Consider the following 12,969-nt stretch of genomic DNA (forward strand, 5'->3'; position numbering starts at 1 on the left):
AAGCATGCGGGAAAACCAATGCCGCTGCCGACCGAGGACGGTCGTCACGCTCCACCGCGGGAACCCCCACCAAAATCTATATAGCACCTCGGAATCCCGAAATAGGCCGCGGCGTTGAAATCATTGCGTTTCCGCTCAGCCGAAAAGCTTACGAAGCGCGGCGAATTTCGGAATCCCGAAGCGGACGGATTTCGGGATCCCGAAGCGAGGTTTTTTTCTTCCGGCCGAGGCGGCCGCGTTTGTCGGCGGCGATTTTGCGGTCGGTCTCGGACCATTTCCGGCACCTTTCCGCCGTGCACCGCTTCCACTCGTCGGTCGGCGGCGCGCCTTCAAGGTCGCCGACGAAGGTGAGCGTGAACAGGTTGGGATGGGCGACCCCGCTTCCGGCCCGGCCGCGGCGGACCTTTACGAGCCCCTTATATTCAAGCTCGTCGAGCGCATCGGCGACATATTCTCCGGTGACGCCGTAGGAGACGAACTGGTGATGCGTCACGACAAGCCTGCCATTCTGCAACGCGGCATGCGAGAGGTGCTCGATGACGATGCGGAAGAAGGCGCGGCAGGCATTCGCACTCAAGGTGGTAAAGGCCGCCGATTCCAGTAGCTGGATCGTCAACCATTGCCATCGCAGGCTGCCGTCATCGCTGGCGCTCGGCGGCGCGGTGTGTTTGCGCACCAGCGATCGCGTCTTGCCGGAACTGGTGCGGCTCTTGTCACGAGAGTTGAATTCCGCCATCAGCCCCTCGCCCCGGCTGCGAGCACGTCCTTCCGGCAAGCAGCAGAAGAACTGGTTTTTTCCCGCATGCAGAGGGAAAGACCCGGCCAAGCGCCCACTGCGCCAATCGCTACAAAATTCTTTGACATTCAACATTCCATGGTTGCAACAGCGTGCAATCTAGCGTAAGAACGTTTCAAGAACTAGGAAAATAATCTTAGGATTCGGATTAGACCCGATCACCGTTTGGAGGGCAGGATGCGAATGATCTGCATGGGGGAAAAGTTCATGGTGGGTTACAGCAGCCGATTGCTGGCATTGATTTCGCTCTTGCTGGGAAGCGCCGTCCAGGCGTTTCCCTGCGATCAACCGATCACGATATCGAATTGGTCGTTCTGCGCGACCGGCAATGTGAGCGCTGAGGGCGGCGCCGCTGATTGGAAGGTCGTTCCTGCATGGACTCGCGAGCAAGCCATAAGCGCGTATTTCGGAAACGATCCGCGGCTTCTGGCAAACCACGGGCTTTGCAATGCCAAATTCCATCGCGTCGTCCTCTGCCAGCCCGGATGGCAAACGGGCAACCCGGATGCGTGCTCATATCTGGTTTGCAGCGGCTTTTACTCCGCCGTGTTCGGGAAGGAAGAAAGGGAAGCCTATGAGAGAGAGCATCCGAACGCTCAATAGCTTTGCCTTGCTGCCTTGCGGCAAAGACGGCAGCGGCCGACGAGAAGCGGCGGCCGGAAATAAATATGCCGGCGTTTCAGTAAGCAGCTCACTGCTCCGGAAAACGTCTCGTTCAGACGGCATCTCGACACGCCGGAACAATTGCCTTAGGCGAGCAGGTGGCCGAGAAGGCGCAGCGGAGATCCTGCATTATGCAAACCCTATGGAAGAAGCCGGTGACGCTTGCCCTTGAAGGGCCGGATCAATGGGCGGTCATCCAGACGACCCAGGCCGCAACATGGGCGCTGATCGAAGACTGGCCGACCGAAGAGGGGCCTGCGCTCGACAGAGCGTGTGCGGTTTGCGCCGATGTCATATCTGGGAAACGAAGCCGGGAAGAGGCGCGGCAGGCGTTCATCGAGGCTGCGATCGAAGCCGGGATTCCCATCAAGGAATGAGGCGGCCGCCCCAGCTATTGTTCACGCCTCCAAGGAGGCGAAGCGAGGAGCGAAGCGCTGATTGGAGCGGCACCGATTTCGGGCGCCTGGAACTTTGCTGATGCATTTGGGAAGAATGGCGCACCCGAAGAGATTCGAACTCCTGACCCCCAGATTCGTAGTCTGGTGCTCTATCCAGCTGAGCTACGGGTGCGTGCAAATTGCGGCGGTGCCGCTTGCGTGGGCGATCCTCTAAAGGGTCCTTTCGGACATTGCAAGAGCATTTCGAAAAAAATCGCGTCTTTGCCTGCTTGCGGCCGCGCCGGCTGAAATTCCGTCACTTCTCGCCATGCGTCCGGTTGCGGTAATCGTCCAGCGAAACCGGGCGATCGGGGATCTCGATGCGGAATTGGGTGCCGACCGTCGGCTTTTCCACCAGCGCGATCGTGCCGCCATGGGCGAGCACCAGTTCGCGGGCGATGGTCAGGCCGAGGCCGGTGCCGCCGGAACGGGCCGAGCCGCGGAAGGCGGCAAAGAGGTTCTGGCGCGCCTTCAGCGGCATGCCGGGGCCGGTATCGTCCACGGTGATGCTGACGACGCTGCCGACACGCTGGGCGGAGACGGTGATGCGCCTGATGGCGCCGGGGCCGCCCTCGCCCGGTGATGTCAGCGCCTGCAGGGCGTTGCGGCAGAGATTGTGAATGACCCGGAAAAGCTGCTCGCCGTCGGCATCGATCTCGAGATCGGCAGCGAACTGTTCGACAAACTCGATGCCGCTTTGCGGATCGATCGCCAGCATGTCCCTGACGTCCTGCGTGAGTGCCAACAGCCGAACATGGCGGCGGCGCGGCGCCGATTCGCTCGCCTTGCCGTAGGACAGCACCTCCGTCGTATAGCCGACGGCGCGGTCGATGGTGCGCAGCAGCTTCGGCGCGAAGCTCTTGACCATCGGATCATCGACATCGACGAGCCGGTCCGACATCAGCTGCGCGGAAGCCAGGATATTGCGCATATCGTGATTGATCTTGGAAACGGCGAGGCCAAGAGCGGCAAGGTTCTTCTGCTGCTTCAGCGTCTTCTGCAGCTCCATCTGCATCGAGGTGAGATTGCGGCCGGCCACCGCCAGCTCGTCACGGCCGCCGTCTCCGATATAGATGTGGGCCGGGTTCTCGGGATCGGAGGAGAATTGCTGCATGCTGCCGGTTAGCCGGCGAATCGGGCCGATGAGAATGCGGTTGATCGCAAAGAAGATCAGCGTCGCCGTGAAGAGCGAAATCAGCACCGAAAGCAGCAGCACGTTGCGGGAATAAGCAAACATCGCCGTGCGCAGCGGCCGGTCCTTCATGACAACCTCGACGCCGACCTTGTTTTCGCCGACGGGGCCGTAAACGCGGATCATCCTGCTGCCGCCGAAGATCAGGGTATCGAGCGCGTCGCGGATCGCCGTCAGCGGCGGCACGTCGGTGAGATCGTAGGATTCGTCGACGGAGGTCGGCATGTCGGTCGTCGCCAGCAGCCGCGAAGTGCCCTCCTTGCGCAGCACGATCGCCTTGGTGCCGGTCGCCTCCAGCGTTTCCTTCTGCAGGGCGCGCGGCAGCTCGATCGGCTGCAGCCCGTCGATGACGATGGCGGCGGCGGCGGCCGTGTTCAGCCTGTCCTGCAGCCAGCGCATCCGCATGCTGGCGACCGAGGGAAAGAAAATCAGGATCTCGGCGAGCATGATGAAGACGACGGTGAGCCAGAGCAGCTTGCCAGACAGCCCGCCGAACAAGCCGGACGGACACCGCCCCTTGGCAGCCTCGCCGGCCGCCGGGATGTCAGCCGAAGGATCTTCGCCCTGGTCTCGAACCGGCATGGTCATCTCGCCCGATCGGCAGCGCTCGCCGCCCTCACCGTAGGGTTCTTATATTAGACCAAGACGCTCCGCTTTCAAATCTTTGCGAGCAGCGTCACCTCGTCACAACAAAACGCCGCCCGGGGGCGGCGTCGTGCTTTCGTTATGTTGGTGCAGTAGCTCTCTGGTTCGCGCAAGGGGCAGCCCCTCATCCGCCTGCCGGCACCTTCTCCCCACTCGCGGGGCGAAGGGAATATGCCGTGATCTCTCCGTCCGTCGCCAACCTCTCGTGGGGCACGTCCCCTCGCCCCATTTTACGGGGAGAGGGCGAGGGTGAGGGTGAGGGGCAAAAGCCAGGCATTGGAAAAGTCTTCTATTATGGAAAATCAGAACTCTTCCCAGCTCTGTTCGGCCGGGGCGGAACTGCCGCCGAAGGCGCGGGCGACCTTGGCGATCGCCCGGCGGGCGGGCGAGGCAACCGGCTGCCTGTGCGGCTCGTTGCGCACAAGCGCCACGGGCGCCGCCGCATCCGACAGCTTGAAGCGGGCGATGAGATGTACCAGCCCATTGGCTTCGGCCGAAAGCCGGTGCGTGGCGGCAGAGGTTTCCTCCACCATCGCGGCATTCTGCTGGGTCACCTGATCCATCTGGTTGACGGCGGTGTTGACCTCCTTGAGGCCGGTCGACTGTTCGACCGCGGCCGTGGCGATCGAATGGATATGGTCGTTGATGGCGATGACGCGGGTGCCGATTTCGGACAGAGCCTCACCGGTCGCCTGGACGAGCTTGACGCCGACCTGCACCTCGTCGCCGGACTTGGTGATCAGCGCCTTGATGTCCTTGGCGGCCGTCGCCGAACGCTGGGCGAGTTCGCGCACTTCCTGCGCGACCACCGCGAAGCCCTTGCCGGCCTCGCCGGCGCGGGCGGCTTCGACGCCGGCGTTCAGTGCCAGGAGGTTGGTCTGGAAGGCGATCTCATCAATGACGTTGATGATCTGGCTGATTTCGCGCGAGGCCTGCTCGATGCGGCCCATGGCCTCGACGGCGTTGCGGACGACGACGCCGGAGCGGCCGGCATTTTCCTTGGCTTCGGACACCATGACGGTTGCTTCATGCGCCCGCTCGGTCGAGTTCTGGACGACGGCGGTAATCTCGTCGAGTGCCGCAGAGGTCTGTTCGAGCGCTGCCGCCTGCTGCTCGGTGCGCTTCGAGAGGTCGTCGCTGGCATTGCGCAACTCGGCGGTGTTGCCGTTCATCGCTTCGGTCGTCTCGCGCACTTCGCGCATCGTCGCCTGCAGCGTTACGAAGCTGTTGTTGACGTTCTGCTGCAGCTCGGCGAAGGCGCCCTGGAAATTGCCGTTCATCGTCTGGGTGAGGTCGCCTTCGGCAAGGCTTGCGATGACGCGGCGGGTCTCGCCGATGCCGGCATCGACGCTCGACAGCAGCGTGTTGATATTGCCGGCGAACTGATTGAGGTTCTCGTCCTGATAATCCTTGTCGATGCGATGGCTGAAATCGCCGGCCGCAGCCGCGGCCACGACGACGGACATGCTCGACTGCAGGTCATCGCTCTTGGCGCGCATCGCCGCCTCTTGGGCGTTCAGGCGCTTGACGGCAAGGCCGTTCTCCTTGAAGACCGCCACCGCGGCGGCCATCTCGCCGATTTCGTCCTTGCGGCCGGCAAAGGGAACCTCGGCGTCGAAATTGCCGTTGGCGACCTCCTTGATCGCGTGGGTGACACGCTTGATCGGGCGGCTCAGATGGCTGGTGCCGATATAAAAGCCCATGCCGATGCCGACCGCGATACCGATGCCGGTAATGCTGAGCACGAGCATCAGGACCCAGGAGCGGAAACTTTCGATCTCGGCGTTGACGGCTTCGAGCGCTGCCTTGTCGGTCGCGACGACCGCGTCGATTTCAGCCTGGAAGGCCTTGCGGTTGGCGCGATTGGCCTCATTGTTGCCCTGCTGGCTGGCGGCCTCGGGCCCGACTTCCGTGCCGAGGCGGGCCGTTTCCGTGCGGAAGGTGCGGAATTCGGCGGCGCGGGAGACGAGCTTGGCGAAATCGGCCTTCTCGCTTTCGGGAACGAGCGGCGCCCAGCCGGCGATGACCTTATCGATCTCGTCGAGAGCGGCCGTGATGCCCTTGGCGAAATTCGGCGTATCCTTGATCGTCTTGGCCGCATAGATGCCGCGCGATTCCATGACGACCGCGGTAACGAAACGGTTGAGGCGCTCGCCGGCATAGGCGCGGGCGGCGGCCTGCTCGTAGGCCGTGAGGTTGCGGCTGTATTCGTGCATGGCCGACAATGCCGTTGCGCCGATCAGAAGCGCCACCGCGCCCATCACGCAAACCAGCAAATTAATTTTCCCGCGGATCTTCAATGCAGTGCCTCCTAGCTACCCCAAACTGCCTGGAAAGCAAATTCCCAGCCGATGAGCCGACTATCGGCGAAATTCCTTAAAGTTGGATTTCTAATATTTACGATTATGTCACTGAGAATGAGCGATGCCGGCGCCCGCCCCGAACGCAAGTCGCTGAAAATCATGATTTTCTATCGCGGCTGCGACAAAGCACAACCTGCCAGAGCAAAGCAAACTTGTTAACACTTGCGTGCGAAAACCAAGCGCCGATCAGCATTACCAGTGAAATGATCTGATATAATTGACTTTGGCGGCCTTCATCCGTATAAGCCGCCGCACGTCCGGTCACCCAAGGCCTTCATGGCCCGCCCGTTCGAAAAACAACGCTCCTTGCATCATGCAAATTCAAGAAGGGCCGCACTCCGCGGTGTTTAAATAAATGAAGCGTACCTATCAACCATCCAAGCTTGTTCGCAAGCGTCGCCACGGCTTCCGTGCGCGCATGTCCACGAAGGGTGGCCGCAAGGTCATCGCTGCCCGCCGCGCGCAGGGCCGCAAGCGTCTCTCGGCTTAAGGCCGGGTTGCCCGAGAAGAGATGGCGGGCGAATTGACGACCAGTGAGAAGAAACACACTGTCGGGCGGCTGAAAAGCCGCCCGCAGTTTCTTGCCGCGCGCGAAGGCGAAAAACGCCGCGGCGGCCTCTTCCTGCTCGAAGTGCTCGACCGGAAGGAACCCGACAGCCAGGCGCGCGTCGGTTTTACAGTCACCAAAAAACATGGCAACGCGGTCGAACGGAACCGTATGCGCCGCCGCCTGAAAGAGGCGGTGCGGCTTCATGCGGGATTTGCAATGCAGCCCGGACACGACTATGTGGTTGTCGCGCGCAGGGACGTACTTGATGCGTCCTTCCAGGAATTGGCCGCGGAGCTGAAGCTTCGCGTGGAAACCAGGCCGAAACACCGGCGCTCCGGAGACGGACGCCCCAGGAACGTATGATGGAAAACAACCGCAATTATTTCATTGCGATCGCTCTCTCGGTGCTGATCGTCCTCGGCTGGCAGTTTCTCTATATGAATCCGCGCATCGAAGCCCAGCGCAAGACGCAGGAAGCCCAGAAGGCGCAACAGCAGACCGAGCAGACGCAGCAGCCTGCGGCAGGCGGCGGCCAGGCACCTGCCCAGACGACCGGCGCGGCCCCGTCCGGCCAGGCGGCCGCGACGGCGACGCGCGAGCAGGCGCTCGAAAAGACGCCGCGCATCGCCATCGATACTGCTGCGCTTTCCGGCTCGATCAACCTTGCCGGCGCCCGGCTCGACGATCTGAAGCTCAAGGGCTATCACGAGACCGTCGACGACTCGAGCCCGACCATCACGCTGTTCAGCCCGGCCGAAACCAAGGATGGTTACTTCACGGAGCTCGGCTATATCGGCAGCGACGCCACGGGCACCGTCCCTGGTCCGTCGACGCTGTGGACGGCTCCGGAGGGCGCCAAACTCACCGAGAAGACACCGGTGACGCTCTCCTATACCAATGACAAGGGCCTGACCTTCACCCGCACGATTTCCGTCGACGAGCGCTACATGTTCACCGTCGTCGACAAGATCGAAAATACCGGCCAGGCGCCCGCCTCGCTCTCCTCCTACGGCCGCGTGATGCGCTACAACAAGCCGACGACGCCGTCCGTCTACGTCCTGCATGAGGGCTTTATCGGCGTCATCGGCGACGACGGCCTGATCGAAAGCAAGTATAGCGCCGTCGAGAAAGAAGCCGTGTCGCCGGCGAAATCCACCGGCGGCTGGCTTGGCATTACCGACAAATACTGGGCGGCGACGATCGTTCCGCCGCAGAGCGCTGCATATGAGGCGAAATTCTCTTATTTTTCTGACGGTCAGCCGCGTTATCAGGCCGACTACAAAGATGACGCCTTCACAGTTGCGCCAGGTCAGTCGATCGAGCTCAAGAACCTCGTTTTCGCCGGCGCCAAGGAAGTGCCTGTTATCGACGGCTACGAGGCCTCCTATTCGATCCCCAAGTTTGACCGGCTGATCGACTGGGGCTGGTTCTATTTCATCACCAAGCCGATGTTCAAGCTGATGGACTTCTTCTATCGCTTCTTCGGCAATTTCGGCGTGGCGATCCTGTGCACCACGATCGTCGTCAAGGCGCTGTTTTTCCCGCTCGCCAGCAAGCAGTACGCTTCGATGGCGAACATGAAGCGCATGCAGCCGAAGATGGAGGAGCTGAAGGCGAAATTCGGCGACGACCGCATGGCGCTGCAGCAGGCGACGATGCAGCTCTACAAGGACGAGAAGATCAACCCCATCGCCGGCTGCTGGCCGGTGGCGCTGCAGATCCCGATCTTCTTCTCGCTCTACAAGGTGATCTACATCACCATCGAGATGCGGCACGCGCCTTTCTTCGGCTGGATCAAGGACCTTTCGGCGCCCGATCCGACGACGATCGTCAATCTGTTCGGCCTGCTGCCCTTCGAGGCGCCGACCTTCCTGCATCTCGGTGTCTGGCCGCTGATCATGGGCGTCACCATGTTCCTGCAGATGCGCATGAACCCGACGCCACCCGATCCGACGCAGGCAATGATCTTCAACTGGATGCCGCTGGTGTTCATGTTCATGTTGGCAAGCTTCCCGGCCGGTCTCGTCATCTACTGGGCCTGGAACAACACGCTCTCGGTGATCCAGCAGTCGGTGATCATGAAGCGCCACGGCGTGAAGATCGAACTCTTCGACAATCTGAAGGGTCTGTTCCGACGAAAGACGGCGCCGTCGAAATGATGCCCACAAGCCCCGCTCCGGCGGGGCTTTTCATTTCCGGCCGCCTCGTACGCAAGACGCTGCCCGCCTGAAAGCTTGACATCCGCCCGTAAAACCACGAAGCCGACAGAAGACCGAACCCCGAGATTGCCGAGCCCGCATGCCCGAAACCGAAAAGCCGCTCTTCGGCCACCCATGGATCTTCATCCGCGGCGTCCCGTCGCTCAACTTCCTGCCGCCGGAAGGACCGCCTGAAGTCGCCTTCGCCGGACGCTCGAATGTCGGCAAGTCGTCGTTGATCAATGCGCTGGTCGGCCAGAAGGGCCTGGCGCGCACATCGAACACGCCGGGGCGCACGCAGGAGCTCAACTATTTCGTTCCGGACGGTTATTCCGGCGAGGCCGGCGACCTACCGCCGACGGCAATCGTCGACATGCCGGGCTATGGTTACGCGCAGGCGCCGAAGGAGCAGGTCGACAAGTGGACCAAACTCGTCTTCGATTATCTGCGCGGCCGTGCGACGCTGAAGCGCGTCTACGTGCTGATCGACAGCCGCCACGGCATCAAGAAGAACGACGAGGAGGTGCTTGATCTGCTCGACAAAGCGGCCGTCTCCTACCAGGTGGTGCTGACCAAGACCGACAAGATCAAGGCGCCGGCCGTGCCGAAGCTTCTTGCTGAAACGGCGGAGAAGATCCGCAAGCGCCCGGCCGCCTATCCCTATGTGCTGTCCACCTCGTCCGAAAAGGGCGACGGACTCGATGATTTACGCCAGGCGATCGCGGAAACTGTCGGGATAGCAAACTGGAAATAACGATCCGACCTCCATGCACTCGCTGAAACAGCTAAAAGTTTATTTTACCATCAAACAGAAAAACTAAAGGTTGACGCGCCGGAATAGGCGACCTATATAGTGCTTATCGAATTTTGCTTGCTGGCTTGGTTATCGCGCGATTAGCACCGCGGCCTGAACGAACTTCCTTTCAAAAATCGTTACCACCATCCGCATCGCGTTGACGCCTTGCGGTTTCTCAATATTGCTATGAAAGGGTTCATCATGACCACTGGCACAGTTAAATGGTTCAACTCCACCAAGGGCTTCGGCTTCATTCAGCCCGACAATGGCGGTGCTGACGCCTTCGTTCATATCTCCGCCGTCGAGCGCGCTGGAATGCGCGAACTCATCGAAGGCCAGAAGATCGGCTTCGATCTCGAGCGAGACCACAAGTCGGGCAAAATGTCCGCTTGCAATCTCCAGAAGGCTTAAATCGGTATCTGCTTCCCTTTGACCACGGATGTACTGGCACTGCCGGAAGCACCGATTCATTTAAGGCCGGGCAATCTGCCTGGCCTTTTTGTTTTCGCTCGCAGTCGAGCCCTTCAATATCGGAGAAGAAATGACAGAAACATACAGCAAATCGCGTCAACGGGCGGAGATCGCCTTCGGCAACATCCAGTCCCAGTTTTTCGCGAAGAACAAGGCGATGGAAGAGCTGGAATCCAACGCCCAGTCGCAACAGGCAAAGACGATGCGATTGCGGGAAGCACGGCTGGCGAAGCAACGCGACGATCGCGCCTCGGCCATGTCTGCTCTCCTTGCGAAACGCGCCAAAGCCTTCTGATCACCGGAAAAAGGTCGCTGCGAGCCCTATGCGGCTACCCGCAGACATGCCGATCTGCGCCGGTTCTCGCGCACGAACCGCACCGCATCGCACCGTCCGACGCAACTTTCAAGAGGAAGTATTCGCGGGTTCAAAAAGCGGCAACAGGACGGGCAGAACCGTGCTGACAGTTCACTCATATCAAAGGACACCGCAATGGCAGAGGATACGAAGGAACTCCAGTCGATCAATACAGCATGGCAGATCGCCATCCAGGAGATTTTGCGCATGGTGATCCGAGACATGTATCATGGCGGCGGCGAGGCGTCGTTCAAGTCGCATATCAAGCGCATAGAGGAGGCAGCCGTAGACAGTATTTATACGGATTTGCGGCTGCGCGGGACGGACGAGTGGACGGAAGTTCTGGTCAAAGAAAGGGCCAGCAATTTTGTCACCACGCTACTGACCTCGTTCACTTTTGACCGGGCGTAAGCTCGCGACCGACGCTGACGCATGATCTTGCGGCCAACAGAGGCCTGCCGACCAGTAACGTCGACCGCCGCGTTCACGGCAGCTGCAGAGCATCGAGATCCCTGACAGTTGCAGCATTTGAACACCGGCTGTTTAGACGTGCGACATCGATTGTGCTTGCGCCATCGCAGTTTTTGAAGCAACGCTTGATCTCATGCTGTTGAAGCGCAGCGGCGTCCGCGAGAAACCATCCATGACTGACAGCAAAGACGAAGCCCTTTCGCCAGAAGGCGTCGGCAACCTGCCCCATCTTGCCGAAGCCCTCGATGACGATCGGTTTCGACACTTTCTCGATCATGTCCCATTTGCAGTGGCGGTCTCCGAGCTCGGCACCTGTGAAAAGCTAATTTACGTAAACCTCGAATTCGAACGGCTGACAGCGCTGACCGCCAGACAGGTGGAGGGGAAACGCTGGACGGACATCGAGGTGAATTGCAGTGCAGTCTCCGGGGAGACAACGCTTGCAGCCGCTGTGACCACGGCGGAGGAATATATTGGCGCCTTCTCGCTCGTGGCAGAACCGGAAAGCGATGTGACTATCGACGTGTGGTCGAACACGATCGTCAACGATGATGACGTCCCGCTTTTCCGTCTGGTCGCCTTCGCTGCCCGCAACGAGGTGACGGGTGGCCAGAGCTTCAGCGAGCTGCTGGCCGAGAAGGATGTCCTTCTGCGAGAACTTCAGCATCGTGTGAAGAACAATCTGCAGATGATAACGGCGCTGATCCGAATGGAAGCGCGTAATGCTCAAAAGAACGAGGAGAGCGAGCGGTTTGCACGTCTTGCGGGTCGGATCGAAGCCTTGGCTCTGCTTTACCGCGCACTGTCGGACGAAGACAAAGGCGCGATGATCGATCTCGGCAGCTATGTGAGCCAGATCGCCGCGTCGGTCATGGCCGCCCACGCTGTGGAAGGGATCCGAATCGACATGAAGGTGGACACCTGGCCGGTTTCCGTGAACGTGGCAATGCCTGCCGGACTCGTCGTTAACGAGCTCCTGACCAACACATTCAAGCATGCCTTCGTAGGGCGAGATGGCGGAGAGATCATGCTGCGTTGTGTCGTCAGCGACACCGGATGCAGGATCACTGTCGCCGATAACGGGGTCGGCCTTCCTGAGAATGTGCCTTGGCCGAACCCCGGAAAACTGAGCGCCATGATCATCCAGTCCCTGAAACAGAACGCCCGCGCCCAGGTCGAAGTCAGCTCTTCCCCCGGCAGGGGAATGAGTGTCTCGCTCGCGTTCCCAAGAGTCGAAGCGGCCCAATAGCTATATCAGCGGCGCCGCCGCTCCATTAGCTAGCGGAACCGCTAGACGCTGGGCACCATTCGCAGGTAGTTTGGAGCGCGCCCGAAGAGCGCGCCCTCCGCCGATACACACACTTACATCTTCGGCAGCAGAACCTTGTCGACGACGTGGATGACGCCGTTCGACTGCTTGACATCGGCGATGGTCACATGGGCGACAGTGCCGTTTTCGTCGGTCAACGTGATCTTGCCCATATCCTCCCTGGCTTTGATCACGCAGCCGCCGACCGTCCTGATGTCGTGTTCGCCGCCGTCATCCTTGATCATCTTGGCGACGGTCCTCGCCATCGCGTCGGCCGCCACCACGTGGCAGGTCAGAACCTTTGTGAGCGTCGCCTTGTTCTCCGGCTTCAGCAAAGTATCGACGGTGCCCTTGGGCAAGGCGGCGAAAGCCTCGTTGGTCGGCGCAAAAACGGTGAAGGGCCCTTTGCTCTCGAGTGTGCCGACGAGACCGGCAGCCTTGACGGCGGCGACCAGCGTCGTGTGATCCTTGGAGTTTACGGCATTTTCGACGATGTTTTTGGTTTCGAACATCGCAGCGCCGCCGACCTTGGGGTTCTTCGCATAAGCGGCGAAGGCCACGGCTGAAATGGCAGCCGCGAAGGTGAGGCCGCGCAACAAATTCTTGGTCATGATTTTCTCCTCTGGCCGGGCACTGTCCGCCGGCTTTATGCCTGAGCGTCGTCCCGACATTTCGAACTACGAAAGGCAGCGCCGAAGAGTTTCAGGCAGGAGAGATGATTTT

The 12,969-nt window shown here is 60.5% G+C and carries 14 protein-coding genes and 1 tRNA gene; 10 read left to right on the top strand and 5 right to left on the bottom strand.

From position 1 onward, the window contains the following. Positions 1–148 precede the first annotated feature (148 nt). Positions 149–736 carry a hypothetical protein gene (locus J7U39_RS17825; protein WP_210629395.1) on the bottom strand — a complete coding sequence of 196 codons (588 nt, stop codon included), beginning with the start codon at positions 734–736 and terminating at the stop codon, positions 149–151. Between the two features lie 237 nt (positions 737–973). Between J7U39_RS17825 and J7U39_RS17830 the strand changes: the two genes are divergently transcribed. Together J7U39_RS17830 and J7U39_RS17835 are read left to right on the top strand one after the other, a co-directional pair. Further along, positions 974–1,399 (top strand): hypothetical protein, encoded by a 426-nt coding sequence (locus J7U39_RS17830; protein ID WP_210629396.1) that lies wholly within the window; start codon positions 974–976, stop codon positions 1,397–1,399. Between the two features lie 191 nt (positions 1,400–1,590). Continuing rightward, the gene (locus tag J7U39_RS17835; RefSeq protein WP_210629397.1) at positions 1,591–1,836 is read left to right on the top strand and encodes a DUF982 domain-containing protein; all 246 of its coding nucleotides are present in this window, start codon (positions 1,591–1,593) and stop codon (positions 1,834–1,836) included. A 116-nt stretch (positions 1,837–1,952) separates the two neighbouring features. On the opposite strand, the gene J7U39_RS17840 is transcribed toward J7U39_RS17835, so the two are convergent. The 3 genes from J7U39_RS17840 to J7U39_RS17850 all read right to left on the bottom strand — a co-directional run bounded on the left by J7U39_RS17840 (position 1,953) and on the right by J7U39_RS17850 (position 6,033). Next, positions 1,953–2,029, bottom strand: a tRNA-Arg gene (locus J7U39_RS17840). A gap of 123 nt (positions 2,030–2,152) precedes the next feature. Then, positions 2,153–3,670 carry a HAMP domain-containing sensor histidine kinase gene (locus tag J7U39_RS17845; protein WP_210629398.1) on the bottom strand — a complete coding sequence of 506 codons (1,518 nt, stop codon included), beginning with the start codon at positions 3,668–3,670 and terminating at the stop codon, positions 2,153–2,155. 365 nt (positions 3,671–4,035) lie between these two features. Beyond that, on the bottom strand, positions 4,036–6,033 hold the full coding sequence (locus tag J7U39_RS17850; RefSeq protein WP_210629399.1) for a methyl-accepting chemotaxis protein: 1,998 nt from the start codon (positions 6,031–6,033) through the stop codon (positions 4,036–4,038). 418 nt (positions 6,034–6,451) lie between these two features. Here J7U39_RS17850 and rpmH point away from each other — a divergent pair, with 418 nt between their 5' ends. The 8 genes from rpmH (at position 6,452) to J7U39_RS17890 (ending at position 12,186) form a co-directional block, all read left to right on the top strand. Beyond that, entirely contained in the window at positions 6,452–6,586 is a 135-nt protein-coding gene (gene rpmH / locus J7U39_RS17855) for a 50S ribosomal protein L34 (protein ID WP_008524438.1), read from the top strand. Positions 6,587–6,607: 21 nt separating this feature from the next. Then, positions 6,608–7,009: a ribonuclease P protein component gene (gene rnpA, locus J7U39_RS17860; RefSeq protein WP_210629400.1), complete on the top strand. Its 402-nt coding sequence runs from the start codon at positions 6,608–6,610 to the stop codon at positions 7,007–7,009. Continuing rightward, the gene (gene yidC, locus J7U39_RS17865; RefSeq protein ID WP_210629401.1) at positions 7,009–8,805 is read left to right on the top strand and encodes a membrane protein insertase YidC; all 1,797 of its coding nucleotides are present in this window, start codon (positions 7,009–7,011) and stop codon (positions 8,803–8,805) included. Before rnpA ends, yidC begins: the two co-directional genes overlap by 1 nt. 139 nt (positions 8,806–8,944) lie before the next feature. Then, complete coding sequence (gene yihA, locus J7U39_RS17870; protein WP_210629402.1) at positions 8,945–9,598, top strand: ribosome biogenesis GTP-binding protein YihA/YsxC; 654 nt, start codon at positions 8,945–8,947, stop codon at positions 9,596–9,598. Positions 9,599–9,841: 243 nt separating this feature from the next. After that, positions 9,842–10,051, top strand: coding sequence for a cold-shock protein (locus tag J7U39_RS17875; protein WP_210629403.1), 210 nt, complete (start codon positions 9,842–9,844; stop codon positions 10,049–10,051). Between the two features lie 130 nt (positions 10,052–10,181). Further along, a complete protein-coding gene (locus J7U39_RS17880; RefSeq protein WP_210629404.1) occupies positions 10,182–10,406 on the top strand; it encodes a hypothetical protein in 225 nt (74 codons plus the stop codon). A 195-nt stretch (positions 10,407–10,601) separates the two neighbouring features. After that, a complete protein-coding gene (locus J7U39_RS17885; RefSeq protein WP_210629405.1) occupies positions 10,602–10,877 on the top strand; it encodes a hypothetical protein in 276 nt (91 codons plus the stop codon). A 232-nt stretch (positions 10,878–11,109) separates the two neighbouring features. Further along, on the top strand, positions 11,110–12,186 hold the full coding sequence (locus tag J7U39_RS17890) for a sensor histidine kinase (RefSeq protein ID WP_210631701.1): 1,077 nt from the start codon (positions 11,110–11,112) through the stop codon (positions 12,184–12,186). A 113-nt stretch (positions 12,187–12,299) separates the two neighbouring features. On the opposite strand, the gene J7U39_RS17895 is transcribed toward J7U39_RS17890, so the two are convergent. Next, the gene (locus tag J7U39_RS17895; protein ID WP_210629406.1) at positions 12,300–12,857 is read right to left on the bottom strand and encodes a fasciclin domain-containing protein; all 558 of its coding nucleotides are present in this window, start codon (positions 12,855–12,857) and stop codon (positions 12,300–12,302) included. Positions 12,858–12,969: the final 112 nt, after the last annotated feature.

The organism is Rhizobium sp. NLR16a, assembly GCF_017948245.1.
Taxonomy (GTDB): Bacteria; Pseudomonadota; Alphaproteobacteria; order Rhizobiales; family Rhizobiaceae; genus Rhizobium.